This is a genomic window from Gemmatimonas aurantiaca, from assembly GCF_037190085.1.
Taxonomy (GTDB): domain Bacteria; phylum Gemmatimonadota; class Gemmatimonadetes; order Gemmatimonadales; family Gemmatimonadaceae; genus Gemmatimonas; species Gemmatimonas aurantiaca_A.
This window is the reverse complement of the sequence record NZ_JBBCJO010000001.1, coordinates 285,640-311,476: the sequence shown is the minus strand read 5'-3', so window position 1 is coordinate 311,476 and position 25,837 is coordinate 285,640. Positions and strand designations below refer to the sequence as shown.

Genomic DNA, 25,837 nt, shown 5'->3' with positions numbered 1-25,837 from the left:
GAGTCACGAGGGGACTCCCTACGGGATTCCCCAACGGGAATGGTAGATTCCCCCTATGACCGCGCCATCGGGATCTCCACCACACCAGACGGCCGAGCGCGCTCGCGAACTGCGCGACCGGCTCGGCAACGCCCAGTACGAATACTACGTCCTCGATCGCCCCACGCTGTCCGATCAGGAATACGACCGGCTGTTCCGCGAACTGCAGGGGATCGAAGCGCAGTACCCCACGCTGTACACGGAAGATTCACCCACCCGACGGATCGGCGCCCCCGTGCAGTCGGTCTTCCGCACGCACCATCATCTCGTGCGGATGTTGTCCCTGGACAATGCGTTCGACCAGAGCGAGCTGGAAGCCTTCGAACAGTCCGTCAAACGTGTGATTGGTGATGCGGTGCACACCGGCGGTTACACGGTGGAACTCAAGATCGACGGCGCGGCGATTGCCCTCACGTACCGGGACGGGGTCCTCGTCACGGCCGCGACGCGGGGCGACGGCACCGATGGCGAGGAGGTGACCGCCAATGTGCGCACGATCCGCGGCGTCCCCCTCCGGTTGCTGGGTTCGGGGCACCCCCCGCTCATGGAGGTGCGCGGCGAGGTGTACCTGCCCTTTGCCGGCTTCGAGCAGATGAACGAGGCGCGCGTGGCGGCTGGCGAGCCCGTGTATGTGAATCCGCGCAATGCGGCGGCGGGCTCGATGCGTCAGCTCGATCCGGCCATCACGGCCTCCCGCCCCCTGCGTTTTTTCGGCTACGCGGCGGTCCTCCCCGACGGGAGCGTACCGGCGCGCACGCAGTGGGAATTGCTGGAGCAACTCGCGGCCTGGGGCATCCCGGTGGCGCCGCATCGCCAGCAGTGCCGCACGATCGAGGAGGCGGAAACGTGGGCCCGCACCGTGGAACACGAAACGCGGGCGACGCTGGGTTTTGCCATCGACGGCGGTGTGGTGAAGGTGAACGACGTGGCGCTGCAGAACGAACTCGGTATCCGCAGCGATCGCACGCCACGGTGGGCCGTGGCGCGCAAGTTCGCGCCGGACATGGCGCTCACCACGTTGCGCCGTATCGACGTGAATGTCGGGCGCACGGGTGTGCTCACGCCCTTTGCCGTGCTCGAACCCGTGGAGGTGGGCGGGGCCACGGTGACGTTCGCGTCGCTGCACAACGCCGATCAGATCGCCGCCAAGGATCTGCGCGACGGCGACATCGTACAGGTCGTGCGGGCGGGTGATGTGATTCCGTACGTGCTGGGACCCGTGCCGGAGAAGCGCGATGGTTCGCAGCAGCCCTGGAGCATGCCCACCCATTGCCCCCGATGCGGAACGGCCGTGGTGCGGTATGGCGACGATGTGGCGATCTACTGCCCCAACGTGTCGTGTCCGGGGCGGCAGCTCGAAGGGCTGGTGCACTTCGCGAGCAAGGACGCGCTCGACATCGATGGTCTGAGTTACGCCCGCATCCAGCAATTGCTCGATGCGGGGCTCGTGCACGATGTGGCCGATCTGTTCGACGTCACGGCCGATCAACTGGTGACGCTGGACCGGTTCGCGCAGAAGAGCGCCGAGAATCTGGTGGCGGCCATCGCCGCGGCGAAGCAGCAACCGTTGTCGCGTCTGCTGTTCGGACTGGGCATCCGTCATGTGGGCGCACAGGCGGCGCAGTTGCTGGCGCGTCAGTATGGCTCACTCGACGCCATCATGGCGGCGTCCCCCGAGCAACTGGGAGCGGTGCGTGGCATCGGTGACATCATCGCCAGTTCGGTGGCCGCCTATTTTGCCGATCCCACCACGTGGGCGCTCATCGAACGGCTGCGCGTGCGCGGACTCCGGTTCGATGAACCCAATGCGGTCAAGGCCGATGGTGTGCTGACGGGGGCGACGGTGGTGCTCACCGGCACCCTTCCCACGCTCTCGCGCGGCGAAGCCACGGCGCTCATCGAAAACGCCGGAGGGCGGGTGACGAGCAGCGTCTCTCGGAAAACCACGTTCGTCGTCGCCGGCGAGGAGGCCGGCAGCAAACTGGACAAGGCGCGGGAACTCGAGGTGCCGGTGCTGGATGAAGCGGGGCTGCTGGAGCGGCTGGCGGGCGAGGGGTGATGGGGAGACCGGAACCCCACCTCGATATGCGCCCGGCATGCTCCGTCACACAGCAGGACATTGCCGGCCGCTTGACGTGACGGGCCCAGTGCGCGAGCGTCACGGGAACATGAGCACCTCGATCTCCGCCCAGTTGCCGGTTGCCGCGCGCACCGTGACCGTCCCCCTGGAATTCTTCACGGGACTCCAGCAGGCCGTGCATCAGCTTCGCGAGGGCGGCGATCTCTCGTCGCTCGACGCCATTCGTGACGCCGGTTACGCCGCCGGTCAGGCGCTCTTCGATCACTTTGCGGAATGGCTCGCGCAGCAGGGTGAAGAAGCGCCGGCGGATGTGGCGGACGGGCGGTTCCCCTGGCTGCTGGAAGCCTTCCTGCACGCGCAGGGATGGGGGCGGGCCGAACTCGTGCCGGTCAGCGAGGCCGTGATGGCCCTCGACGTGTCCGACTGGAGTGAAGCCAGCGGCCTCCATGCCGGGCAAGGGTGTCTGGTGACCACCGGACTGTTCGCCGGCTTCTTCGGCCGTCTGGCCGCGGCGCCGATTTGTGTGCTGGAAGTGGACCCGCCCGATATGGCCCCGGGGCGCAGCCGGTTTCTCCTGGGCTCAGTGGACGTCCTGGAGTACGTCTGGGAAGCCATGGAACGCGGCATCCCCTACGAGCACGCCGCGGCGAGCGCCTGACGGCCCGACGCGCGGCGATTGATGCGCGGCGATTGACGCCCGGCGCCGCCAGCGAATCCGGCGCGTTCGCCGGCGCCGGGTTCAGACCACCGGCTGCGGCAACAACCCGGCGTACTTCGGATTGGGGCGGAGTTCCCCGTCCACCAGGATCTCCCGGTCCCACGGCAACACGATCATGGCCTGCGTGGCCAGCGCGTGATAGTCGGGCGCGTAGGGGCCGGTGCGGAAGCTCACGGCCGAGCGCACTTCGCGGGCCCCCGCATTGACCACGGCGCCCACCGCCAGCCGGAGCGTCTGCCCCGAATCGCAGGTCTCGTCGACCACGAGCACCCGTTTGCCGCGCACCTCCGCCGGTGCCGCGCCAAACACCGCGGGCGTCTCCCGCACCTGCTCGGCGCTGTAGCGTCGCGAGATCAGGATGGAGTGGAACGGGCAATCGAGAATGGCTGCCACGGCCGCCCCGGGCACGACACCGGCGGTCGCGACACCGATCACCAGATCCGGTGTCCACTCCCGCGCAACCCGCACGGCCAGCGCGCGCGCCAGTTCGCCGAAGAGCGGCCAATCGACGATGAGCACCCCTTTGCTGGGATCGGGGGCGTACGGCTGCGGTGTGGACATCGACGGCTCCGGTGAAAACGATGGCGTATCGCGGAGTCTAGCCCCCGCGGCATGGCGCTCGCAACGAGGTCTTTGCACCAACTTGTAGGCGCGCTCACCGCGCGATAGCTTGGCATGAGCTGGCTGAGAGCTTGGCACGTGACTGGCGACGATTGCCCTGCGCGGTCGTCGCACCTCTTTTCCCTCACGAATCACTGCGAGCGCATGACTTGGTGGCGCCGCCTCGTGGGCGGCTCGTCGGCACGGGGCTCGGGGCGACCCGACTTTCTCACCGAAGCGCTCGATCTCGAAGCGCGCGGGGATTACGCCAACGCGCTCACATCGTATCGTCTGGCATTGCGTGAACGCCCCGACGACCTCGGAGTTCTGCAGAACATCGCCATCGCCTTCTCCAAGACGGGACAACCGGAGGAGGCCATCCGCACGTACCGCCGGGCGCTGCAGCTCGATCCCGATCTGGCGGGCGCACACTACGGCCTCGCGTTCCTGCTGCTCAAACGCAGTGACACGGTACACGCCGGCATGCACCTCGATGCCTATCTGCGCACCAGCCGCGCCGACGATCCGCAGGCGGCGAAGTTCCGCGCGCACGCCGAACGCACGCTGCAGCAGTTGCAGAATGCCTCGGCGATGGAATCGGACGGCGGCATCCCGGGCGACCAGACCTCCGGAGACACCGGTGGTGATGCGGGTGACTGGAATGACGGCGGCGATGCCGGTCCGGACACACAATCCGCTGGCGGGCACTGATCCATGGGACGGGTCCTGTCGATCGTCAGTCAGAAAGGGGGAGTTGGCAAGACCACGACCGCGGTGAACCTCGCGGTGGCCTTCGCACGACGCGGCCTCAAGACCTTGCTGGTGGATACCGATCCCCAGGGGGCGGTTCGCTACGGTGTCGGGCTGCGTCGGGGGCATCCGACCGTGGGGTTCGACGACTATCTGCGCGGAGAACGGTCGCTGCGGGAAGTGATTCTGCCCACGGCGCTGCCCTGGTTGCGTGTGATTCTCGCCGGTTCGGTGAGTGATACGGCCGATCACACCGCATTCCAGCGTGCGGTCGGCGAGACCAGCATGCTCGGGGACCTGCTCGCGATGGCGCGTGAACGATGCCATGTGGTGGTGGTGGACACCCCGCCCGGACTGGGGGCGATCACCCGCCGGGTGCTCGCCGCCAGTCAGCACGTGGTGGTGCCCCTGCAGTGCGAACCCCTCGCGTTGCAGACCACCCCACAGATTCTACGGGCCATTCAGGATGTGATTGCCGAGAACGACGAGCTCACCCTCGAAGGGATTCTCCTCACGATGCATGAGGAAGGGAACCCGGCGACCGAGCGCGTCGTACACTATGTGCGCGAGCATCTGCCGCAACATCTGATTTTTGATGTGCCGGTTCCCAGAACACCGGCCACGGCCGATGCCTTCGCCGCCGGACAGCCGGTGGTACTGCGGACCCCCGCCGACCCCGCCAGTCAGGCGTATATCAACATCGCCACCCGACTCGCTGAACGGTTCGCGTGAAACTGAAGATCCCCGGCGTCCTCATCGCCGGCCTGTTGGTTGCAGGGGCCTGCGCGGACGTCGGATCGGGCCCTGACGTTCCGATGTCCATCGAGCTGCGACCGTTCCCGTCGCCATCGGTGGTCATCGGTGACACGCTGCGCAACGAAGCCGGCGTGGTCACGCCCGTGCACGCCATCGTGCGGAACAGCGCGGGCGACGAGATCGCCGATGCCCGCCCGTATTATCTCTACGCCGATTTCAATCGCGATTCGGCCATCACCGTGGATTCGGTGGGCGGCGTGATCGTGGCCCACAAAGCCCTGGCGTTGCCCGAGGGCCGCATTGCCGCCCGCATCGGCTCGAATCTGCAGGTCCTGCGCTCCATCATCGTCACAGAGGCGCCGGACACGGTCACCGGCACCGCGCCGGGTAAACTCGAACTCATCGTGCCCGACACGGCCAGCAAGAACACCACCCAGGGGTTCGCCGTGTCGGTGCGGCATACCAAGGGCACCCCGTCGAATGTGAATGGATGGGTGGTGCGGTACCAGTTGCTGCATCCGGCCAACCCCTCCAACGACACCAGCGCGGCAGCCTATCTCGTGAGCGGCGAAAGCCAGTCGGCATCGGTCATCGATACCACCGACAGTGGCGGCACGGCCTCGCGCCGTGTGCGGGTGCGCCCCCTGCTCTTTCCCGATCCGTCCACGCCCAAAGCAACGGATTCGGTGGTCGTGCAGGTGACCGTGCGGTACAAGGGCCAGCTGGTGGGCGGCACACCACTCCGATTGGTCGCGCCGGTCAGTCGCTGATTCCGCGGGAGATCTCCTGCCGGGATCTCCCGAAGGGCCCTCCCGCCCTTCGTCCCCCGGCCGCACTTTCCGAAGTATGTCCTCTCCCACCCAATACGCTTCGGGGGGCCCCCGCCCCGCCCCCGGCACGATCAACCGTCTCTTCTTCGATGCGGTCGAGCGCTTCGATCGTGCGGACGCCGTATTACACAAAGTCAACGGTGTCTGGGAACCGTTGAGCCATCGGACGATTCTCGACCGGGTGCGTCGCACGGCGCTGGGCCTGGCGCAACTCGGCGTGGCAGCCCATGAACGCGTGGCCCTGCTCTCCGAGAACCGGCCAGAGTGGTTGATCGTCGACTACGCCTGCTCCTGCAGTTCTTTCACCGACGTCCCCATCTACTCGACGCTGCCGGCGGAACAGATCCCCTATCTGCTCAACGATTCGGGGGCGCGTGTGGTGTTCGTGTCCACCCCCGAGCAGGCGCGGAAGATCCAGTCGGTGCGTTCGCAGGTACCGGGCGTGCAGTGGGTGATCGGGTTCTCGGCCGGCAAGGAAGACGGCTGCGACATGACGCTGGCGGAGCTCGAGGCCATGGGGGCCGCGGAGGATTCCCCGGAGCGCGCCACGCTGTTCAAGGAAGCCGCACTCGGCGCGGCCCCCGATCATTTGTTGACACTGATCTACACCTCGGGGACCACTGGCAATCCGAAGGGTGTCATGCTGACGCATGACAACATCCATTCGAACGTGGAGGCCGTGCGGCAGATCCTGAATGTGAGCACGTCGGATCTCGCCCTCAGCTTCCTGCCCCTGAGTCATATCTTCGAGCGCACGGGCGACTATTTCCTGTTCGCGGTGGGCTGTCGCATCGCGTATGCGGAATCGATCGACACGGTGCCCGTGAACATGAGCGAACTCAAGCCGTCGCTCATGATGTCGGTTCCGCGTCTCTACGAGAAGATCTACGCGCGTGTGCTGGAGAATGCCGTCACCGGCGGGGGGCTCAAGAAGCGCATCTTCTACTGGGCCCGCCGCACGGGCGAGCGCTGGGCCGATCAGAAGCTGGCGTCGGGACGCGATCCCGGCGGACTGCTGGCCCTGCAGTACGACCTCGCACAGAAGCTGGTGTTCTCGAAACTCAGAGAACGCACCGGCGGCAATCTCCGGTATTTCGTGTCGGGTGGTGCGCCGCTGGCGCCCGAGATCGCCAAATTCTTCTACGCGGCGGGGCTGGTCATTCTCGAGGGATACGGCCTCACCGAAACCTCACCGGTGATCACCTGCAACACGCTCACCGCGTATCGGCTGGGCACCGTGGGCCGTCCCATCGCGGGTGTGGAAGTGATGATCGCTCCCGATGGCGAGATCCTCTCGCGCGGCCCGCACATCATGCACGGCTACTTCAACAATCCTTCGGCCACCGCGGAATCCATCGATGCCGAAGGATGGTTTCACACGGGTGACATCGGCGTGCTCAACGACGGATTTCTGAGCATCACCGATCGCAAGAAGGACATCATCGTCACGGCCGGCGGCAAGAACATCGCGCCACAGCCGATCGAGAACCTGATCAAGACGAACAAGTACGTCTCGCAGGCCGTGATGATCGGCGACAAGCGCAAGTTCCCGGTGGTGTTGATCGTGCCGAACTGGGATCAGCTCGAAAAATGGGCGGCGGCCCAGAGCATCGTGTGGACATCACGGGCCGAACTCCTCAAGATGCCGACCATCCACGCGAAGATGGAGAAGGAGGTCAAGTCGCAGCTCACCGGCCTGGCCAGCTTCGAGATGCCCAAGAAGATCGCGTTGCTCGAACACGATTTCACGATCGAGCGGGGCGAGCTCACACCGAAGCTGAGTGTGAAGCGTCGTGTGATCGACAAGACGTACAAGGATCTCATCGACAGTCTGTACGCCGAGGCCCACTGAGAGGCGCCTCGGGGGACGCGTTACGTCTCCGGCGGCTGACGGCGCAGTGTCACGAGGCCGCCGGTGGCGACCGTCACTTCACCCACCCACTCGACGTCATCGCGGGCGACCGTGCGCACGTCCACGATCGTTTCCGGCGGCAGCGCGGGCGTGACTGGCGTGACGAGCCGGCCACCCGTCCTCACCGCACGTATGATACCGGCAGCGAGTGAAGGCGACGTCTGACCTGTCGCCGGAAACATCGTCCGATCGAATGCTGCCGCAGCCAGCGTACCGGTGCCCAACGGAAGACGCGGGCCGATCTGCAGCATGGAGACACCCGGTTCCGTGAAGATGTTTCCGGTGATGGTGGTGTCGACAACCACCACCGGTGCACCGGTGAGTGCGGCATACGCATCCGCCACCGCGGCGTATCGTCCGGCGAGCAACACCGGCGTGAGTCCTCCCAGCACACCGAGCTGCGCGGCCAGTCGGACGACGTCGGGTGCCCCCTGCGCCGCACCGATGCCATCCGGCGGCGGCGACGCCGTGGATGACACAGGGGGCGATGCCCCACCAAAGAGTCCTACGCCATCCTCCACGCGGAACTCGGCGCCACACACCGGGCAGGCGAGATCGGCTTCCAGCAGTCGTGTGCCGTCCGCACGATGCACCATGGCCACCAGCCATGACTCGGCGTGGTCCTGAGGACAGCGCAGTGCGTCGAGAAGATCCCGGTGCATCGCCAGCGATACCGTGAACGCGCGAGCCGTCAGGTCCGGCTCAACCGCAGCTCGTCGATGTTGACGTGCGCGGGGCGTGTGAGAGCCCACAGTACGGCATCGGCCACGTCGTCGGCGCGCAGCATGGCGGCGCGGGGCGGGAAACCCGGCGTGTTGTCGGGATCGATGGGATCCCAGATGGGCGTGTCGGTGGCGGCCGGTGAGATGAGCGTACAGCGTACACCACTGCCGGCGAGTTCGGTGCGCAAGACTTCGTGCAGGGCGCGGGCTCCGAACTTCGAGGCGGCATAGGCGCCATTGCCTCCGAAGATGTGCCGGTCGGATACCGACCCGATGGTCACGATGTCACCACGTCCCGCTGCACGGAGCGCCGGCAGCAGCGCATGCAGCACACGAAAGGGTCCGATGAGATTGACCTGAAGTGTCTGCTCGAACAGCGCCGGATCCGTGTCGCTCACGGCGGCGAGCGGAAACAGCCCCGCGTTGCTGACGAGAATATCGGGGAGATGCTTCGCCGTCTGCAGTTCCTCCAGCAGACGGTTCATCGACACGGGATCCGTCACGTCACCGACGTGCACATGGGCCGGCACATGCGCGGGCAGCTGATCAGGCATCTGCGCAGGCCCCTCGGCGGTACTGATTTCCGCCGCCACCGCCTCGAGTGCCGTTCGTGAACGCGCCAGCAAATGCACGGTGGCACCGGCGGCGCCCAGTGCACGGGCCACCGCCCGCCCGATGCCGCGCGAAGCGCCGGTCACGAGTGCGCGCCGCCCGGTCAGCGCAGGGATCGCCTGGTGTGCCATGGAGATGCGGAGGTGAGTCTCAGGCGTGCGCCGAGGGGTGGGCCAGACGGAGGAATTCGCTGCGGGTCTTGGCATCGTCGCGGAACACGCCGCGCAACGACGAGGTGATGGTGCGCGAGTTCTGCTTCTCCACGCCGCGCATCATCATGCAGAGATGCACGGCCTCGATCACCACGCCGACACCCTTGGGCTGCAGGACCTCCACCAGCGCGTTGGCGATCTGTTCCCCCAGGCGCTCCTGCACCTGCAACCGGCGCGCGAACACTTCCACGACGCGGGGCAGCTTGCTGAGACCGACGATCCTGCCGTCGGGGATGTAGGCGATGTGGACCTTGCCGAAAAACGGCAGCATGTGGTGTTCGCACATCGAGTACATCTCGATATCACGCACCATCACCATGTTCTCGTGGTCTTCCTCGAACAGCGCATCGCCGATCACGGAGCGTGGATCGAGATCGTACCCCCGCGTGAGCCAGGCCATGGAGCGCGCCACGCGGCCGGGAGTTTTGAGTAACCCGTCGCGGGTGGGGTCCTCCCCGACGAGTTCGAGCTGCCGGCGGACGATCTGCTCGAACTCCGCCGTGCAGGGGCCGGTGAGCGGCATCTCGTCGGGATCCCCGGCGATCGGTGCCGCCTGATTCGACGCGCCGTCGCGCACGGGCTCACTCCCCCGAATAGTCGACATAATTGTTCTCGGTCTCCCAGAGTCGCAGCCGCTGCAACGTGGCGGGCGCGATCGCCGGCGCCAGCACGCGCCACATGGCGACGATGATGTTTTCCGTCGTGGGATTGATGTCCCGCATGTACGGGACATCGAGATTGAAATTGCGGTGATCGGTGTGGTCGAGCACTTCGCGTTCGACGATGCCCCGCAATACGCCCAGATCGATCACATACCCCGTGCGTTCATCCACCGGCCCGCGCACGGACACATCGAGCGTGTAATTGTGCCCGTGCCAGTTCGGATTGTTGCACTTGCCGAACAGTCGCGCGTTTTCCGCGTCGGAGAGCGCCGGGTTGTGGACACGATGCGCCGCGTTGAAACGCAGACGCCGGGTCACGGTGACAATGGGCATGCCGTTTGAACCAACGTGAGGAGGATGGAGTTCCGGCAAAGACGAAGGCCCCGCCACATGGACGGGGCCCTCGGAAAAACACGGGAACGAAGAGGGGTTCCTGAAGCCCAATGGAAAGGATGAGACCCTCACCGCGCTTCCGCCTTCCCCGCACTGGGGCATGACGTTCACACCGTTTGTCGAGCCCTCTCTATGAGCTTATCGGCTCAAGAAGTAAGTCTCTCCGCCCCGCTACTTCGGAGAAGCTACCAATGGCGCGCGGGGCACGCAATGTGTGGAGTGCGCCGACTGTGCCGGGCATCCGGATGGACTCGGCGCCACGGCGTCATGATATCCATGAGGGAGCAGGGAGGAGCTGGTCAGGAGGGAGAGCAATAGCAACCGCAATAGCAACCGCAATCGCAACATCGATGGCGGGGGCGTGGGGTGCGAAGTAGATTTCAGAGATGGACATCTACATCGCCGCGGGAATCGTGATGCTGCTCGCCTGGGGCGGGCTGACGATCGGCACGGACGCACCGGGTGTGGTGCATCTGCTGCTCACCGGTGGTGTGTTCCTCATCATCTGGCGCATCGTGGTGCGTGATACGCCGGACGGCCCCGCCGAAGACCGCACACGCAGCGGCAAGCGGTAGACCCCTCGGCGCGATCGGGGGCCTGACCGGCCACGACCTCCGCCGTCAGATCTCCCAGTTCGAGAGCACCATGCCATCGGCCGGCGGCAGTTCGCTCCAGCCGTAGACGCTCATACGCAGGTCGGTCCATCGGACACGCGCGCGCAACGCGATCAACGCGCGATAGGCATCGGGGTAATCGCCCTGCAACCGTACCGCGAGGCGCCGAGTGCCGGTACGTCGCGCCAGGTCGGTGAGCGCGCCGATCAATCGCGGCAGATTGGCCTGCCGCGCCAGCACGAGCTTGAGCACCCGCAGTTCGTCGCGCGTGCGACCGTCCACGAGTGGCGCCGAATGACAGAGCGCAAATCCGTCCGGTTCCTCGAGCGAGCCGATGATGACCGTGTCGCCCAGGGCGTGTTTGTCCGTGAGTTCGATTTCGCGCGTGAAATCGTATCCCGGCATCACCTGCGCGGTGAGTGCGCGACAGGCCTCCACCACGGCCACCTTCTGCTGCGATGAACAACGCGACAGCAATTGCGGCGGGTGCTCGGCCGTGGTGGCTTCGAGAGTGAGCGTGACCGTGAGACGTCCCGGTACGAATCCGAGATGCGAGTAGAAGCCGATGTTCTCCATGGTGCGGGGCATGGTCTCGAGGCCGATGACCGATGCGCCGCGGAGACGCAGCCACTGCATGCCGGTCTGCACCATGACCTTGCCCAGGCCCGCCCCCTGGTGCCCGGGCGCCACGCAGAGAGGACCCATCCAGCCTTCGGTGCCCGACTGGTGCACCATGTTGAAGGCGATGATGCGCCCGGACGCATCGCGCCAGCACAGCGCGCCCTCCCCCGCGTCTTCGATGGCATAGCGCCAGATGGCGGTGCTCAGGGGCGGCACCCGCACACCCACCATGCCATCCTTGCGATACCGCTCCGTGAAGGCCTCGGCGAAGACCTCGTTGAGCTGGGGGATCTCGTCGATCGTCGCGACCTCCGGACCACGGATGGACTGGAGGCTGCGCGAGGGGCGGGGACTGACGCTGGTCATGGTGGGACTCCAGTCTTGCAAAATGCCGTGGTGGCCGTGAACACCGCGTGTGGGATACAAACTACAGGTTTGCGGGCTGAGCTATTCGTGTTCGGCGTAAGGTGTTGAAAAACAACTGGTTATGACAGTATGCGACCTGCGTCACAATTGGCATCCCGTTTGCTTCAGGGGTGAGTAACCCCTTTCGGAGATTCAATGCGTTTCACGCGTATCCTGTTCGCCTCGGCGGTGGTGCTGGCGCCGGCCATGACCGCTTCCGCACAGTCCTGGAGCAGTAACGTGACCCCCGCGAACAACGGTGGCCAGTTCTGGGACAACAAGTCGACCGACGGCACCTACTGCAATATCGGGTATGTCCTGAACAAGACGGCCGGTTCGTCGAGCAACAAGGCCTGCGCGAACCAGCGCCCGGGCAACTGGCTGCCGTATGCGGGTGACAAGCCCACGCACTACCTGAACAACGGCAGTGGCGGCTATCAGAAGTTCACGTTCGCCGAAGGCACTTATACGTTTGCCCTGCTGCCGGGCGCGAAGCCGGGTGGTGACATCGCGGGCGAGAACACCAGCTGGGGCTACTACACCGGCTCCGGGAGCGGTGTCTCACGGTTCGACCTGAGCACCAACGCGGAACTCAACAGCATCGGTGCCACGACGGTCACCTTCGAATCGATCTGGGGCCTCTGGGTGCAGCTGGTCGACGGCAGCTATGCCTACTCGGGCAACTCGAGCGACAAGCAGTTCGCGCTCTTTGCCTTCAACAACGACGGCAGCTTCTCCGGCAACACGCTGAACTACGCCTACGACTCCCACTACATCATGGGTCTCGAGGACACGCGGGATTTCACCGAAGCCAAAACCTGCCTGAAGTACAAGACCGATTGGCGGGGCAAGCCGACCAGCACGTGCAAGGAGTGGAGCACGCCGAAGTCCTGGAAGAGCGATTGGGACTACAACGACATCGCCTTCCAGATCACGACGCCGGGCAAGTCGATATCGACCGTGCCGGAGCCGAGCACCTACGCGCTGATGGCCGCCGGCCTGGGAGCGCTGTTCATGGCGGCGCGTCGCCGTCGCCGCAACGGCTGATCGGGCAGATCTTCGTCACACCGGCGTCACCTCCAGCGGGTGACGCCGTCCGAAAGAGCGGGTTCGCAGGGCCGGCCATTCAGGTCGGCCCTGCGTGCATTCAGTGGGCACTCAGTGTGTTCTCAGGCTGTCACGACACTGATCCGCCGCGTCTCGTCGAACTGGACCGGCACCACACGATCGAGCCCTTCCCGCACCTGCTCGATGTGCGTGATGACGATGACCTGCTCGAACCGATCGTGCAGATGACGCAACAATTCCACCACGTTGGTGCGCCGTCCCTCGTCGAGTGAACCGAACACCTCGTCGAGAATGAGCAGCGAGAATGCCTGCCCCGCACGATCGGCGATCATCTGCGAGATCGCCAGACGCAGCACGAGATTGCAGAGGTCCTCCTCGCCGCCGGAAATCACCGGTTTCCGGACGCCGTCCTCCAGCACGAGCAGCCGGTATTCCTCGTCGAACTCCAGCGACTTGTAGCGACCGTCGGTGAGTTCGGAGAGAAACCCTGACGCGATGTCGGCCAGTTCCGGTCGCAGCTGCACATTGAGATCGGTGCGGATGTCGGTGAACGCACGATCCAGTTCATCGTGCAACCGGCGATCGCGTTCGAGTCCATCCAGCAGATCCTGACGACGCGCCAGTTCGCGCCGCCCCTCCTCGGCCGTATCGAGCGCCGTCCGCGAACGTTTCGCCTCTCCATGCGCCGTGAGGGCTTCCAGCTCCGCCTGACGGGCCGCCGCATCGGCACGTTCGTAACTCTCCCGCACGGACGCAAAACCCGCGTCGCTGACGCTGACCGCACCGATGGCCCGCTCGATCTCCGCCAGACGTTCGCGCAACGTCTGCTGCGTGGCGAGACAGCGTCGGTGTTCCGCGCGCAGTTCCGGATCGCGTTCGAGTTGTGCACCGATACGTGCCATACTCGTTTCGAGTTCGTGCAACCGCGCGGCATCCCGTTTGAGCGAGGTGTGGCGGTCCGCATCATACCCCGTCGGCAGATCGGCCAGCGCCTTCGTGGCCTCGGTCAGTCGCTCGGCCAGCTCCGCGCGCTGCGCGCCGATCGAGGAGGCTTCCACCAGCGCCGCCTGGATACGCTGCAACCGCCGTTCGCCGTTCTGCCATTCCGCCTGCAGCTGCCGTCGTGTCGTTTCCTGCGTCTCGATGATCGATGGCGCCGTGGACAACTGCGCCACACGCTGTTTGTAGTAGTTGCCATCGAGCCGCACGGTCTCGAGTTGCTCGCGCACGGTTTCGAGCACCGCGAGATAACTCTCCCCGAGTGGACGCCCGCAGGTGGGACAGGGGCTTTCCGCTCCCAGTCCCTCCAGCGTGGTGCGCTGCGCCGAGAGATCGGTGTATTGGGTGCGCAGCGCCTCGAGGCGTGTCTCGGCTTCCTGGCGATCCCGGGCCCAGGCGGTGCGCTGTTCGTCGAGCGTGTGCTCCACCGCCGTGAGCTGCTCACGCAACGTCGCGACCTGCGCGGTGGCTTCCTGCTCCAGCGCCGGGGCCTGCCCCAATCGTTCCATACGCTCCGCCAGACGCGCGTCCTCGTCGGCAAGATGCCGCACCCGATCGAGCCAGGTCTGACGACGCACGTCGGCGGTGGCCAGTTGTTCCATGGCGTCGAGCGCCTGCCGCACATCGCGCAACAGCCCCGCCTCGGCACGCAGCGGTTCGAGCTGCAGCTGCGCCTGCTCCATGCTCTCGAGCTCACGCGACAGGCGTTCGACATCGCGGGCCCGTGCCAGCAGTTCACCTTCGGTGACGCGGCGCTCGGCCTGCAGTTGCTGCAGACGTTCCCGTTCGGCCTGCGCATCACGCCACTGTGGAATGAGCGTCTCCACCAAGGCCACGGCGGTGGCACGCTGCTGCTCCGTTTCCGCGGCCCGGACCGTGGCCACGGCCAGGCGTGCTTCGGCATCACTGACCGCCCGCCAGATCGCCTCGGGATCGGCCATGCCCTGCCGCAACCCATTGATCTCCGCGGTGAGGGTCCGTCGGCGCTCACGGACCGACTCCTGCGCGGTACTGAGTCGATCGTAGCCCAGCACGCGGGAGAGAAAGCGCGCGCGTTCGGCCGGCCCGAGCGCGCTCATGACATCGAGTTCCTTCTGCCCCGTGAAGTAGGTGTGGAAGAACTCGCTGCGCGTCATGCCGAGCCGTCGCTGCAAGAACTCCGAAACCCCCGTCACCGTGCTCGCGATGGGCTGTTCGGCACCATCGAGAAAACATTCGGCGGTGGAGAGCGAACGCACGACACGATAGCGATGTCCCGCCAGCTCGAACACGAGTTCCACACGGACGGGCGCACGCACGTCTTCGGCGCTCAATCGGCGGATGGAGTCTTTGGTGCCACGGGCTGCGCTGTTGCCGTAGAGCGCCCAGGCAATCGCTTCCAGCAGCGTACTCTTGCCGGAGCCGTTGGGACCGATGATGCCGGTCAATCCGCGATCGAACGTGATGCGGGTGTCGGCGTGCTGCCGGAAGTTGATCAGGTGCAGGGAATGCAGACGCACGATCAGCCGTCCACCGCGGGCAGTGCGGCCATGGCCGCCTGTTCGGCCTGTTGCAGATACTGCAGTCCCAGCGCGACCAAGGCGTCGCGGTCGACCCCCGCGGTCAGTGTACGTTCACGCAGACGTTCGGCCACGATGTCGGCGAGCGTGGCGCGCCGGATCGCGGCGCCACCGCCCACCCGGTGCAGAATGGGCGTCGGGCGATGCGTATCGAGTTGAAAATGCGTGGCACGCCGGCGGTATTCACGCAGCGCGGCGTGGTCGAGCTCCCGCACGATATGACGGGGTGCATTGTGCACGGTCAGTCGCACGATGGCGTGATCGATCCCCCCCGGCGCACTGTCCACCCGGGCGCGGATGGCGCCATCGAGATCGACGGCGCTCATGCCCGTGGCTTCGATGGGTGTGAGATCGAGCAGTGGACGCGCGGGTGACACAGGATGAAACCGATGCACGCCCGTTTCGAGATCCTGCTCGATGAATCCCTTGCCGGGGACAGCGTTCGTGTGCTCTTCCTGCTTCTCCCCCCAGGGATTGCTGCTCGTGTAGTCGAGCGAGCCGCTGTAGTACGCGTGCGGCGCCACCTGTCGATACACATGGTAGTGCCCGAGCGCGATGTAGCTCCACGCCTCCACATGCAAATCGGACACCGGAATCTCGATGGCCGCACGCTCGGGGGTGGCGAGATGGGCCGGGAGCATGCCGGCCACTTCCCCATGCATGAGCAACACGCGGTGCCGGAATCCCTCGGGTGGCACCAGCGAGGGTCGCACGATGCCCGGCACATCGGGCACCGCCAGCACGGCCAGCGATTGCTCGGGAAACGTGAACAGCTCCGTGTCCATGTCGGCGACATACACGCCGATCTCGCGGAACAGGCGGAGGATGCAACCGGTTTCCGATGTGCGCGGCGCGTCGTGATTGCCCGCGACCATGACGATCTTCGTGTCGGGCAGCGCGGTGCGCCATCCCGAGAGCATGCGGAACGCATGCAGGATGGCCGGATTGGGCGGACGCACCGTGTGGAAGATGTCCCCGCCGATGACGATCACATCGGGAGCCAGCGCCGTGATCTGATCGGCCGCGCGCTGGATCGTGGCTTCGACATCCGCCTCGCGCTGATTGACACCGGCCGCGGTGAGCCGTTGATACTGGCGGAATCCCAGATGGAGATCGGCGAGGTGCACCAGACGCATGCGGGCAAACTTAACGACGCGTCATGGGATGAGCGGGGAAGCGCGGGGAGGCGCAGGCAGCAGGGGAACGTATGCGCGACCGCCCGACGTTCAGCGGGCCCTCAGCGCACGCGCACCTGCTGCACGATGTGCATGTCGAGCAGCGTCGGCGCATTGCCCGACGTCGTGCCGGGCGCGAGTTCGCTGGAGACATCGAGTTCGGTGAGGGCGCTCATGATCCATGCCCGCTGACGATCGATGAGCATGTGCCCTCGAATGGTTCCTGACGTCACGACCCGTGTACCGGGGGGCCAGTCGGGCGACGTACCGCCGCGGCGCAGCACTCCGGAGAGCGTCACCCATGCATCCCGTCCACCGCGGGTCAGGGAATCGAGCCGGAGCTTCACCTGCACCACCCCATCGGCCCGGAAGCCGCTCACCGGCAGTGTGGGGAGGGCCATGTCGCGCATCCATTCACTGCCCACGGCCACGGGTGTCTCCGGAAGCAAGCCGGGCACCGATGCCAGGGTCGCGCCGAGCGACGCGGCGCCCGGCGGCGGATTGTGCATGCGCATCGAGCCATCGGGCATGACCCGTACGCGTACCTGCCGGGCATCGTCCTGCAGCGCCTGTCGCTGTGGCGGCCCCATGTCGGCGGTGGTGCCAAGCCACATCACGACCGAATCGCTCGTGGCCAGCACGGTGGTGCCGGCGAGATCGCTCGATTCCACGAGCGAGTGGGCAAAAAGCAGCAACCGGGTCACCCGGCCGGTGGTGCCAATCCGGGGACCATACTCGGGAGAGCGGGAGGCACCGTCGGTGCCCCGGGCCCCACTTCCGCCACGACGCCCGCGCATTTCGATGGTCTGCTCCATCTGCAGGTACAGCGTATCCCCCACCTGCGGGCGCACCATCAGTCGTACCATTTCGCGGCCATCGCCGGATCCTCCGGGTCTGGACGCGGAGGACTGCGCCGCCCCGATGGACGCGCCGCTCCCGCCATACCATGTCATCACCAGGAGCACGGCGACCACCGCCCTGCATCTCACCATCCGGGCCTCCAGACACCCATGTGTTTCCTCCCCGCATACCCCTCATGCCGACCGATGCTCCGTGGGGTGTGGACTTCCGGCGGCGAACGGCCGAAACTGCCTGTGTGACTCCCTCTTTCCGTCCTCGCATGCCGACACGCCCCCTGCGGTTCATCATTCTCGCCCTGAGCCTGGCGGGGTGTGACCGCGTCAAGACGGCGCTCAACCCGCCCCAGACCGATACGGCCTGGCAGAGCGACAGCACACTGCTCGCGGCCCAGCCGACGGCGCTGTTTCGCGTGGATCGCGCCAATGCCACGCCGCGCGTGATCCCCATCGCGACCATCGGGGAGAAGGGCTTGCGTTCACTGCGTCTGAGCGGACGCGGATGGCGCGCGTTCGATCTGGACTATCTGCAGAGCAGCGCGAGCTTCGTCCCTTACCGGTACGGAGAACCGACATCGGCGGTGCGCAGCACGCGGGGCATGTGGGAAGGTGCCGCCCTCGACACACTGCCCTGCCCTTCGCCATTGCCCGCCGCACAGGTTGCGCTCGATCCGCGCGTGGAATTGCTGACGAGTGGCACGAAGCCCATTGCCCGCCCCGCTGCCGCGGCACTGAGCGACGGCGAACTGCAGGGCGTGCTCGCCACCGTGAACACCCTCGTGGCGCCCACGGCGGGCATTCCGCTGTCTCGCATGGCGAACTACAAGCGCAACGTGTACGTCGTGGCCACGGGCGCATCACCACGTCCGACCATCATCGTGACATACGATGACCCCGAGGCGCTCCCCGATTCGGCCACGCGCATCACCGAACGGCCGCATCACTTCATGGTCGTGCTGGACAAGGGCATCTACGGCTACAAGCCGTCGTACACGTACACCGATGTCTCGTCGAGTCGCATCCAGCCGCGTCGCAAATTCCTCGGCGCGCTCGATGCCGACGGCGATGGCAAGGCCGAGTTGTTCTTCGGCGTGCAGTTGCCGCAGTTCCCGCTGGTGACGTATGCCTTCCGTTTCGAAGGCGACACCTGGCTCGAGTCCTGGAAGTACGAACGCGGTCGCTGCGGATAGGCAGCGACCAGCTTCACTCGATGCCGATGTCCCAGGCCTGTTCGAGGTCGTTGCGGCTGTACGTGCGAAACGCGGTCAGCGTCTGCGTCCGCACGATGCCGGGCACATTGGCGAACTCCAGGGTGACCACGGTGGCCACCCGTTCGAGATCGGGCACGCGCACGATGGCCACCAGGTCCCAGGCACCGGACACGGAATAGACCTCGGCAACGCCGTCGATCCCCGCGAGGGCGGTGGCACAGGCGGGGATGGCCTTCGGGTCGGCTTGCACCAGCACGATCGTCGTGATCATCGGGCCGTTGGAGATAGAGGAGGAAGAAGAATTACTGCGTGAGACACCGTGCAATGCGCGTCACGCCATCCACGGCCACGGATTGAGTCGTGGCGTAGCTGGCGCGAATCCAGCCGGGTGTCAGGAAGGCACTGCCCGGCACCACCGCCACGCCATGTTCTTCGAGAACCGCCGCGGCAAACGTCGCACCCGGATCGTCGGCGCCGCGGAAGCCCTCGACGTTCACGTACACGTAGAACGCGCCGGCCGGATGCACGTAACGCACCGAGGGGAACGCGCGCAGCGCCGAGACCACGGCATCACGGCGTTCACGGAAAGCCTGCACCATGGTGTTCACGGCGGCATCGGCTTCGTCGCGACGCGCCAGCGCCGCCAGCGTCGCATACTGTGAAATCGACGAGGGATTGGACGTGGTGTGCGACTGGAATGCCGTCATGGCTTTGCTCACCGCGACGGGAGCAATGGACCAGCCGATGCGCCAGCCGGTCATCGCGTAGGCCTTCGCCACCCCGTTGATGACGATGAGATTCTCGCGCGTGGGCGCCACTTCGAGCGCCGACTGCGCGCCCCCTTCGTACGCGATGCGCAGGTAGATCTCGTCGGCGATGACCCACCATCCCCGCTCGGCGGCCAGCGTCAGAATGGCCGTGAGTTCGGCGCGCGAATACACCGCCCCGGTGGGATTGCTCGGGGAGTTGAGCATCAGCCCCCGGGTGCGCGGCGTGGCCGCCGCCGCGAGCTGGTCGGCCGTCACCTTGAGCGAGTTGGCGGGATCGCCGAACACCGGCACCGATACGGCGCGCGCGAGTTCGATCATCTCGTAGTAGCTGGTCCAGGAGGGCGTCGGCACGAGCACTTCATCGCCGGGGCCGAAACAGCACACGCAGGCGTTGTAGAGCGACTGCTTGGATCCGTTCGAGACCACCACTTCGGCGGGTGTGACGGGTGTGCCCTGCACCTGGATGCGATTGGCGTCGGCCGCGATCGCTTCGCGGAGCGGCAGCACCCCTTCGGTAGCCGTGTAATGTGTGTGGCCCGCATTCATGGCCTCGACCGCTGCTTCGCGAATGAAAACCGGGGTGTCGAAGTCGGGCTCACCGGCCCCGAGGTCGATGATGGATTTTCCAGCAGCCTTGAGCGCACGAGCCTTCGCGGCGACCGCCAGGGTGGCGGATTCCTTGAGGCGGACGATGTTCTGCGAGGGCTGGAAAACCAGTGACATGAGCAAACCAGGAGTGGAGTGGAGTGGGTTTCGCGGGCGGATCCGTGTAACTTTCACAGGTGTGCGCCATGGGGCGCAACCAGATGCCGGCCGTTGGGCGGCCGGGCTGACCGACAACTGAAGGAGCGGGACGTGAGCGAGCAGGAACGGGAAGAGACGTCGCCAGGGGCGACGCGGAGCCAGCACGTGGTGCTGCAGGGCCCAGCGGATTTGCGGATGATGGCCGCCGCGATGCGGCCGGGAATCGAACGGAGCCGGGAGGCGGGCGATGCCGCTGCTCCCACCTGCCTCGTGATCACACCCACTCTCGAACAGGCCTTGGCCGCCTCGGCGCAGGCCCGCCGGCTGCTCGGTGCCGATGCCGGTCGTGTCGTGCCGGTCACCGGTGTATTGCGGGCCCGGCGTGTACTGGCCACCGGGCCGGTGGCCGTCGTCACCGGTACAGCCACGGACCTCCTCGGTCTGCGTCGCGATGCGGCGCTCGATCTGCAGCACCTGCAGGTCGTGGTGATCATCGGACTCGACGAAGTGCTCGCCGCCAATGGGGCCGAGACCCTGCAGGCGCTGCTGGGTGACGCGCCCGGTGATGTGATGCGTGTGGCGACATTGGAGACCGAAACCGAAGAGACGACCGCCTTCATCGAAGCGCAGTTGCGGCGGGCACGCCGTCTGTCACCGGTGATCGTCGGCGACACGCCACTGGCGATCACGCCACGTTTCCTCCTCACCTCGGCCGGTGGTCGCGCGGATGCCCTGCGCGCCCTGCTCGACGAGCAGGATCCGCCGTCACTGGCGATCGTGGCCAGCACCGATGCCGGCGCCGCCGATGCGGTGGTGGCCCTCGAGCGCCTCGGCCTGTCGGTGGACGGCACCAGTGTGCAGGTGACACGTCAACCCAGCGCACAGCACGTGGCGTTGACGGTGCTCTGGGAAGCGCCCGCGTCGTACGACGCGCTGGTGGAAGCGGTGGCCATGCGTCCGGTGGACGCGGTGGCCCTGCTGTTGCCCGAGGAATTGCCGACGTTCCGTCTGTTCACGGAGGGGCTGGCCGAAGCCTGGACGCCAGCGGTGCGCAAGGCGAGTGCGGAAGAGCGTGTGCAGCAGTTGCGCACCGCGCTGCGTTCGACGCTGGCCAATGGTGGTGCGACGGCAAGTGAGCTGGCGCTGCTCGCACCGCTGCTGGAGACGAACGACGCCCTCGAAATCGCGGCCGCCGCGGTGCGCCTCTACGAAGGCGCCCGTCGCGATGGCATCGCATTGCGCGCCCGTCATGCGGCCGCCGGCGCCAAGCCTTCGCGTGAGGCATCACGTGACGCCTCGCGCGGTGAAGAAGGGCCATCGGCGGGCCGTCAGCGGGTCTTCCTCGCGGTGGGCAAGCGTGATGGCGTGCGTGTGGGCGACATCGTGGGTGCCATTGCCAACGAAGTGGAGATTCCGGGCGATCGTATCGGTCAGGTGGAGCTGTTCGAGTCGCACGCCATCGTGGAACTGAGCGCGGAGGACGCAGCCAAGGCCGTGGGCGCGCTGGCGAGCAGCACGTTGCGCGGCCGCCGTCTCAGTGCCCGCATCGACGTGCGTGGCGGCGAACGGGGAGGCGAACGCGGTGAGCGCGGCCGCGGTTTCGATCGTGGTGACCGCGGTGATCGTGGTGACCGCGGCGAGCGGAGTTTTGGTCGCAGCTTCGATCGGGGCGACCGGGATGGTGGCCGTGAGGGTGGTCGCGGACGGAGTTTCGGCGGACCGCGCGGTGATCGTGGTGATCGTGGCGATCGTGGTGATCGTGGCGATCGCGGTGACCGTCCAGGTGGACGCTCCGGCGGTTTTGGTGGCCCACGCGGCCCCCGTGGCAGCTTCGAGGGTCGTGGTGAGCGCAGCGAGCGTGGTGGTCGTGATGATCGGGGCGATCGCGGCGGCATGCGCGGCGGCGGTCGTCCTCCGCGGGCCGATGACGAACGTCGCGCCTTCGGCGATCGTCCCGTGCGCGAGCGCGTGGAGGGGCGTGCGGAATGGGCCGAACGTTCGGAGCGCATGAAGCATGCGCGCCGCCCGGCCCGTCCGTCGTTCGATCGCGGTGGAGACTTCGACGCCGAGGATTGACGGATGAGTGGGGGGTTCCAGGTCGCCGGCGGTTGGATGGAAGTGATCGCCGGCGTGATGTTCAGCGGCAAGACGGAGGAACTGCTCCGCCGTGTGCGCCGCGCGACCATTGCGCGCAAACGTGTGCAGGTGTTCAAGTCGCACCTGGATGATCGGTATGCCGGTCTGTGGGCCGTATCCAGCCACGACCGGCGGACCTTCGAGGCGACCCCCGTGGACTCATCCGCGCAGATCCTGCTGCGCCTCGACCCGATGGCGCAGGTCATTGCCATCGACGAGGCGCAGTTCCTCGACGCCGGTGTCGTGCAGGTGGCGTCGAGTCTGGCCGACCGGGGACGTCGCGTCATCCTCGCCGGCACCGACACCGATTTTCGCGGGGAACCGTTCGGCGCCATGCCCCAGCTCATGGCCGTGGCGGAAATGGTCGACAAACTGCACGCGATCTGCGTGTTGTGCGGATCGCCGGCCAGTCGCAATCAGCGATTGATCGACGGCAAGCCGGCGCCCTACGAATCGCCCACCATCATGGTCGGTGCGGCCGATTCCTACGAAGCCCGTTGCCGCGCCTGCCACATCGTGCCGCGACGCGACGAAGGGCAGCAGCAACTGCTCTAGACGGCCAGACGGCCCGCGATATGCTCAGCGAGCCACGCGGGCCCGGGCCACCGTCAACGCCTGCGCCAATTCAGGCATCGTGAAAGGTTTGGCGACGAACGGCACCTGGCGGGCGTCGAGCGTGGCTCTGGCGCCCACCTGCACCGCGAAGCCGCTGATCGCCACGACAGGCAAGGCGGGATACCGCTCGGCGAGTCGGGCAATGAGTTCGAGACCACCCATGTCGGGCATGGTCAGATCGGTGATCACCGTCGAGATCTCGGCCGAGCGTTTCTCGAGAAAGGCCAGCGCATCCACACCCGACGTCGCGGTGAATGCCTTCTCGCCGATCTTCTCGATCATGCGACGTCCGAGTTCGCGCAACATCGGATCGTCGTCCACCACGAGCACGGCGCCGGACGCGCGATCGCGCCCGACAGACGTGGCCGCGGGACGCGCCGGTGGCGTGACGGTCGCCATCGGAAAATACAGTTGCAGCGTGGTGCCAAGTCCGGGTTGGGATTCGCACTCCATGAAGCCGCGGCTCTGGTGCACCATGCCATGCACCGACGCGAGTCCCATCCCACGATTGTTGCCGAACGGCTGGGTGGAGAAGAACGGTTCGAACAATCGCGCGCGTGTCTCCTCCTCCATGCCGACGCCGGTGTCGTGTACGGACAGCACCGCAAAAGCACGCGGCAGCGCTTCGGAGGGGGGTTCGTGCGGATGTGTCCGCACCACCTGGCCGGTGCGCAACGTGAGCGACCCGCCCTGCGGCATCGCCTCGCGTGCGTTGTGCACGAGTGTCTGAATCGCGTCCAGCAACCGGGAACGATCGAGCGTCGCCGCAACCGGGACGATGGACAGATCACAATGCAGTTGAATGGACGCCGGCAACTCCTCCCGGATGGCAGCCAGTTGTTCCTCGAGCAGGTGATTGAGCTCCACTGCTTCCTTGCGCAACATCTGACGGCGTCCGACGGCCAGCAGGCGCTTCGTCAGTTCCTCGGCGCGTTCGGCAGCGCGTTCGATGGCGGCCACGTCTTCCAGCAGCGGTGAGGTGGACTCGAGCGAATCCCGCAGGAAGCTCGTCGCTCCCGTGATGACGGTGAGCAGATTGTTGAAATCGTGAGCGATGCCTCCCGCCAATTGTGCCACCGCCTCCAGCTTCTGCGCCTCCCGCAACCGTTCGTTGGAGACGCGCATCTCGGTGACATCGGTGAACACCACGACGGCCCCGTAGGGCTGCGGTTCTCCCGGGCGCGTCAGCGGATCGGCGGTGACACTCAGCCACGCGGTCTCGCCGTCCTTGCGCTGGACGGCCATCAACTGCTGCGGCTGACTCTCTCCCGAACGCAGCGCCAGCAATCCGATCAGCGCATCGTTGGGCCAGGGCGATCCGTCTTCCCGCACCGCATGCCAATCCACACGTGACGAGTCCACGCCGATCAGTCGATCGGCATCGATGCCCAGGATGCGTTCGGCGCTGGGATTGCACACCCGGATGATGCCCGCGTCGTCGTACAGCAGCACGCCTTCGCGCATGCCGCCGATCACGGCCCGGAACCGGGCTTCCGATTCCCGCAATCGACGTTCGGCCTGCGTGCGCTCGGTGATGTCCTGCACGATGATGTGCACGATGCGGCGACCGTCCACTTCGGCAACGCCGAGGAAGGTCTCCACGCGCCGGCGCGCTCCCGTGGACAGCCGATGATCCCGCGCAACCCGTTTGCCGGTGCCGGTCGCCATGCCGGTGGTCGCCGTGCGCCATTGATCGATGGACGACGGATCGAGATCGATGACGTACATCTCGCGCATCGTCTCGCGTGGCCAGCCGTAGAACGCTTCGGCAGCGGCATTCACGTCGAGGATGCGTGAGGTCTCGGCGTCGGCGAGGAGTTGGATGGCGCCGTTGTGCTCGAACAACTGACGGTGACGGGCTTCGCTGGCGGCCAGGGCGGTCTGTTCGAGATGACGATCGGTGACGTCACGGGAACTGATCGCCACGGCATCCCCGTCGATGGGCACGACGAGGCGCCGCAACCACCGGACCTGCTGATCGCCGATCGGGGCTTCGTGTGTGGTCTCGAATGGTTTGCGGGTGAGCAGCACGCGGCAACACTCCTCCCACAATCCCCACGCCCGACTCAGCGGGAACACGGTCAGCAGTGGCTTGCCGATCATGGCGTCACGCGTCATGCCGGCACGCTCCCCGGCGCGGGTATTCACGTCGAGAACGATGAAATCCTCGATGCGTCCGTCGGGGCCGCGCACCGCGCGGGCGATGCACACGGCATCGAACCCGGCATTCAGCACGCCGCGGAGACGGGCTTCGGATTCGGCCAGTGCGGCGGCGTAGGCCTGTTCGGACACCACGCGCCGCGGCTGTCGCCAGACGGTGATGTCGTGCGCCCGCCAGAGCCAGAGGCGGGTACCGCCAGCCGTCCGGGGAGCCTGGGTGAGCACCGATGTCCACCAGGTGGGCCCGTCCTCCCCCGGGGCTTCGAACTCGAACGGCGAAGCCTGCTGTCCGGTGAGACTTGCTTCCAGCCAGGCCACGAGCTCCGGTCGATGTGGCCGCACGGCATCGAGCGGACACGGAAAGGGAGACGACAGCGCGGTGCCGAACAGACGCCTGGCTCCCGCATTGGCGCCCACGATCCGGCCCGCATCGTCCAGCACGAGCAGGATGCCGCCGAGCAGGTCGGCGGCACCGATCAGGTCTGCGACCTGCGACGAGGAGGAGGGGGAAGCGGACACGGGGGAGGGCGGCGTTGGGGGCAGATCCGGAAATGTGCCGAAGGAGGCTCGCGATGTCATGGGGGTTCGCGGATCGGAACGGAGCTGTCGGTTCGCCT

The 25,837-nt window shown here is 66.3% G+C and carries 23 protein-coding genes; 11 read left to right on the top strand and 12 right to left on the bottom strand.

All coding sequences use genetic code 11. The annotated features are described in order from the left end of the window. The first annotated feature begins 55 nt into the window (after positions 1–55). Together ligA and WG208_RS01215 are read left to right on the top strand one after the other, a co-directional pair. The gene (gene ligA / locus WG208_RS01220) at positions 56–2,098 is read left to right on the top strand and encodes an NAD-dependent DNA ligase LigA (RefSeq protein ID WP_337169490.1); all 2,043 of its coding nucleotides are present in this window, start codon (positions 56–58) and stop codon (positions 2,096–2,098) included. Between the two features lie 109 nt (positions 2,099–2,207). Continuing rightward, on the top strand, positions 2,208–2,777 hold the full coding sequence (locus WG208_RS01215) for a hypothetical protein (protein WP_337169489.1): 570 nt from the start codon (positions 2,208–2,210) through the stop codon (positions 2,775–2,777). A gap of 81 nt (positions 2,778–2,858) precedes the next feature. Here WG208_RS01215 and WG208_RS01210 read toward each other — a convergent pair whose 3' ends face one another. Further along, complete coding sequence (locus WG208_RS01210; protein WP_337169488.1) at positions 2,859–3,398, bottom strand: phosphoribosyltransferase domain-containing protein; 540 nt, start codon at positions 3,396–3,398, stop codon at positions 2,859–2,861. A gap of 204 nt (positions 3,399–3,602) precedes the next feature. Here WG208_RS01210 and WG208_RS01205 point away from each other — a divergent pair, with 204 nt between their 5' ends. The 4 genes from WG208_RS01205 (at position 3,603) to WG208_RS01190 (ending at position 7,625) form a co-directional block, all read left to right on the top strand. Continuing rightward, complete coding sequence (locus WG208_RS01205) at positions 3,603–4,148, top strand: tetratricopeptide repeat protein (RefSeq protein WP_337169487.1); 546 nt, start codon at positions 3,603–3,605, stop codon at positions 4,146–4,148. 3 nt (positions 4,149–4,151) lie between these two features. Beyond that, positions 4,152–4,919 carry a ParA family protein gene (locus WG208_RS01200; protein ID WP_337169486.1) on the top strand — a complete coding sequence of 256 codons (768 nt, stop codon included), beginning with the start codon at positions 4,152–4,154 and terminating at the stop codon, positions 4,917–4,919. Positions 4,920–5,002: 83 nt separating this feature from the next. Beyond that, positions 5,003–5,713 (top strand): hypothetical protein, encoded by a 711-nt coding sequence (locus WG208_RS01195; RefSeq protein WP_337169485.1) that lies wholly within the window; start codon positions 5,003–5,005, stop codon positions 5,711–5,713. Positions 5,714–5,789: 76 nt separating this feature from the next. Further along, positions 5,790–7,625, top strand: coding sequence for a long-chain fatty acid--CoA ligase (locus WG208_RS01190; RefSeq protein ID WP_337169484.1), 1,836 nt, complete (start codon positions 5,790–5,792; stop codon positions 7,623–7,625). A gap of 20 nt (positions 7,626–7,645) precedes the next feature. On the opposite strand, the gene WG208_RS01185 is transcribed toward WG208_RS01190, so the two are convergent. The 4 genes from WG208_RS01185 to WG208_RS01170 are packed head-to-tail and all read right to left on the bottom strand — an operon-like array spanning position 7,646 to position 10,226. Then, positions 7,646–8,347, bottom strand: coding sequence for a hypothetical protein (locus WG208_RS01185; protein ID WP_337169483.1), 702 nt, complete (start codon positions 8,345–8,347; stop codon positions 7,646–7,648). Between the two features lie 29 nt (positions 8,348–8,376). After that, positions 8,377–9,150, bottom strand: coding sequence for an SDR family oxidoreductase (locus WG208_RS01180; RefSeq protein ID WP_337169482.1), 774 nt, complete (start codon positions 9,148–9,150; stop codon positions 8,377–8,379). A 19-nt stretch (positions 9,151–9,169) separates the two neighbouring features. Continuing rightward, positions 9,170–9,754 (bottom strand): GTP cyclohydrolase I FolE, encoded by a 585-nt coding sequence (folE, locus tag WG208_RS01175; protein ID WP_345786953.1) that lies wholly within the window; start codon positions 9,752–9,754, stop codon positions 9,170–9,172. Positions 9,755–9,812: 58 nt separating this feature from the next. Then, positions 9,813–10,226: a 6-carboxytetrahydropterin synthase gene (locus WG208_RS01170; protein ID WP_337169480.1), complete on the bottom strand. Its 414-nt coding sequence runs from the start codon at positions 10,224–10,226 to the stop codon at positions 9,813–9,815. A 446-nt stretch (positions 10,227–10,672) separates the two neighbouring features. On the opposite strand from WG208_RS01170, the gene WG208_RS01165 reads away from it, so the two are divergent. Further along, positions 10,673–10,861: a hypothetical protein gene (locus tag WG208_RS01165; protein WP_337169479.1), complete on the top strand. Its 189-nt coding sequence runs from the start codon at positions 10,673–10,675 to the stop codon at positions 10,859–10,861. A gap of 45 nt (positions 10,862–10,906) precedes the next feature. Here WG208_RS01165 and WG208_RS01160 read toward each other — a convergent pair whose 3' ends face one another. Further along, positions 10,907–11,887 (bottom strand): GNAT family N-acetyltransferase, encoded by a 981-nt coding sequence (locus WG208_RS01160; RefSeq protein WP_337169478.1) that lies wholly within the window; start codon positions 11,885–11,887, stop codon positions 10,907–10,909. Between the two features lie 195 nt (positions 11,888–12,082). Here WG208_RS01160 and WG208_RS01155 point away from each other — a divergent pair, with 195 nt between their 5' ends. Then, positions 12,083–12,973: a PEP-CTERM sorting domain-containing protein gene (locus WG208_RS01155; protein WP_337169477.1), complete on the top strand. Its 891-nt coding sequence runs from the start codon at positions 12,083–12,085 to the stop codon at positions 12,971–12,973. 122 nt (positions 12,974–13,095) lie between these two features. Here the strand turns inward: WG208_RS01155 and WG208_RS01150 are convergent, their stop codons facing one another. From WG208_RS01150 to WG208_RS01140, 3 genes are all read right to left on the bottom strand, one after another. Then, the gene (locus tag WG208_RS01150) at positions 13,096–15,492 is read right to left on the bottom strand and encodes an SMC family ATPase (protein WP_337169476.1); all 2,397 of its coding nucleotides are present in this window, start codon (positions 15,490–15,492) and stop codon (positions 13,096–13,098) included. 2 nt (positions 15,493–15,494) lie between these two features. Continuing rightward, the gene (locus WG208_RS01145; protein WP_337169475.1) at positions 15,495–16,688 is read right to left on the bottom strand and encodes a metallophosphoesterase; all 1,194 of its coding nucleotides are present in this window, start codon (positions 16,686–16,688) and stop codon (positions 15,495–15,497) included. A gap of 101 nt (positions 16,689–16,789) precedes the next feature. Next, entirely contained in the window at positions 16,790–17,701 is a 912-nt protein-coding gene (locus WG208_RS01140; RefSeq protein WP_337169474.1) for a hypothetical protein, read from the bottom strand. A 146-nt stretch (positions 17,702–17,847) separates the two neighbouring features. On the opposite strand from WG208_RS01140, the gene WG208_RS01135 reads away from it, so the two are divergent. Next, on the top strand, positions 17,848–18,774 hold the full coding sequence (locus tag WG208_RS01135) for a hypothetical protein (RefSeq protein WP_337169473.1): 927 nt from the start codon (positions 17,848–17,850) through the stop codon (positions 18,772–18,774). Positions 18,775–18,787: 13 nt separating this feature from the next. Here WG208_RS01135 and WG208_RS01130 read toward each other — a convergent pair whose 3' ends face one another. Further along, positions 18,788–19,066 (bottom strand): Lrp/AsnC ligand binding domain-containing protein, encoded by a 279-nt coding sequence (locus WG208_RS01130; protein WP_337169472.1) that lies wholly within the window; start codon positions 19,064–19,066, stop codon positions 18,788–18,790. Positions 19,067–19,097: 31 nt separating this feature from the next. Continuing rightward, positions 19,098–20,288, bottom strand: a complete 1,191-nt coding sequence (locus tag WG208_RS01125; protein WP_337169471.1) for a pyridoxal phosphate-dependent aminotransferase — start codon at positions 20,286–20,288, stop codon at positions 19,098–19,100. Positions 20,289–20,507: 219 nt separating this feature from the next. On the opposite strand from WG208_RS01125, the gene WG208_RS01120 reads away from it, so the two are divergent. Further along, on the top strand, positions 20,508–22,385 hold the full coding sequence (locus tag WG208_RS01120; RefSeq protein ID WP_337169470.1) for a DbpA RNA binding domain-containing protein: 1,878 nt from the start codon (positions 20,508–20,510) through the stop codon (positions 22,383–22,385). Positions 22,386–22,388: 3 nt separating this feature from the next. Next, complete coding sequence (locus WG208_RS01115; RefSeq protein ID WP_337169469.1) at positions 22,389–23,000, top strand: thymidine kinase; 612 nt, start codon at positions 22,389–22,391, stop codon at positions 22,998–23,000. Between the two features lie 24 nt (positions 23,001–23,024). Here the strand turns inward: WG208_RS01115 and WG208_RS01110 are convergent, their stop codons facing one another. Beyond that, positions 23,025–25,739: a PAS domain S-box protein gene (locus tag WG208_RS01110; protein ID WP_337169468.1), complete on the bottom strand. Its 2,715-nt coding sequence runs from the start codon at positions 25,737–25,739 to the stop codon at positions 23,025–23,027. Between the last annotated feature and the right edge of the window lie 98 nt (positions 25,740–25,837).

Excerpts from the sequence above, each read along its gene's own strand:
- WG208_RS01115 (WP_337169469.1), top strand. The coding sequence starts at position 22,389 with ATGAGTGGGGGGTTCCAGGTCGCCGGCGGTTGGATGGAAGTGATCGCC.
- WG208_RS01145 (WP_337169475.1), bottom strand. The coding sequence starts at position 16,688 with ATGCGTCTGGTGCACCTCGCCGATCTCCATCTGGGATTCCGCCAGTAT.
- ligA (WP_337169490.1), top strand. The coding sequence starts at position 56 with ATGACCGCGCCATCGGGATCTCCACCACACCAGACGGCCGAGCGCGCT.
- WG208_RS01160 (WP_337169478.1), bottom strand. The coding sequence starts at position 11,887 with ATGACCAGCGTCAGTCCCCGCCCCTCGCGCAGCCTCCAGTCCATCCGT.
- WG208_RS01190 (WP_337169484.1), top strand. The coding sequence starts at position 5,790 with ATGTCCTCTCCCACCCAATACGCTTCGGGGGGCCCCCGCCCCGCCCCC.
- folE (WP_345786953.1), bottom strand. The coding sequence starts at position 9,754 with ATGCCGCTCACCGGCCCCTGCACGGCGGAGTTCGAGCAGATCGTCCGC.
- WG208_RS01195 (WP_337169485.1), top strand. The coding sequence starts at position 5,003 with ATGTCCATCGAGCTGCGACCGTTCCCGTCGCCATCGGTGGTCATCGGT.
- WG208_RS01170 (WP_337169480.1), bottom strand. The coding sequence starts at position 10,226 with ATGCCCATTGTCACCGTGACCCGGCGTCTGCGTTTCAACGCGGCGCAT.
- WG208_RS01130 (WP_337169472.1), bottom strand. The coding sequence starts at position 19,066 with ATGATCACGACGATCGTGCTGGTGCAAGCCGACCCGAAGGCCATCCCC.
- WG208_RS01210 (WP_337169488.1), bottom strand. The coding sequence starts at position 3,398 with ATGTCCACACCGCAGCCGTACGCCCCCGATCCCAGCAAAGGGGTGCTC.
- WG208_RS01125 (WP_337169471.1), bottom strand. The coding sequence starts at position 20,288 with ATGTCACTGGTTTTCCAGCCCTCGCAGAACATCGTCCGCCTCAAGGAA.
- WG208_RS01135 (WP_337169473.1), top strand. The coding sequence starts at position 17,848 with ATGCCGACACGCCCCCTGCGGTTCATCATTCTCGCCCTGAGCCTGGCG.
- WG208_RS01165 (WP_337169479.1), top strand. The coding sequence starts at position 10,673 with ATGGACATCTACATCGCCGCGGGAATCGTGATGCTGCTCGCCTGGGGC.
- WG208_RS01185 (WP_337169483.1), bottom strand. The coding sequence starts at position 8,347 with ATGCACCGGGATCTTCTCGACGCACTGCGCTGTCCTCAGGACCACGCC.
- WG208_RS01200 (WP_337169486.1), top strand. The coding sequence starts at position 4,152 with ATGGGACGGGTCCTGTCGATCGTCAGTCAGAAAGGGGGAGTTGGCAAG.
- WG208_RS01120 (WP_337169470.1), top strand. The coding sequence starts at position 20,508 with ATGGCCGCCGCGATGCGGCCGGGAATCGAACGGAGCCGGGAGGCGGGC.
- WG208_RS01180 (WP_337169482.1), bottom strand. The coding sequence starts at position 9,150 with ATGGCACACCAGGCGATCCCTGCGCTGACCGGGCGGCGCGCACTCGTG.
- WG208_RS01215 (WP_337169489.1), top strand. The coding sequence starts at position 2,208 with ATGAGCACCTCGATCTCCGCCCAGTTGCCGGTTGCCGCGCGCACCGTG.
- WG208_RS01205 (WP_337169487.1), top strand. The coding sequence starts at position 3,603 with ATGACTTGGTGGCGCCGCCTCGTGGGCGGCTCGTCGGCACGGGGCTCG.
- WG208_RS01155 (WP_337169477.1), top strand. The coding sequence starts at position 12,083 with ATGCGTTTCACGCGTATCCTGTTCGCCTCGGCGGTGGTGCTGGCGCCG.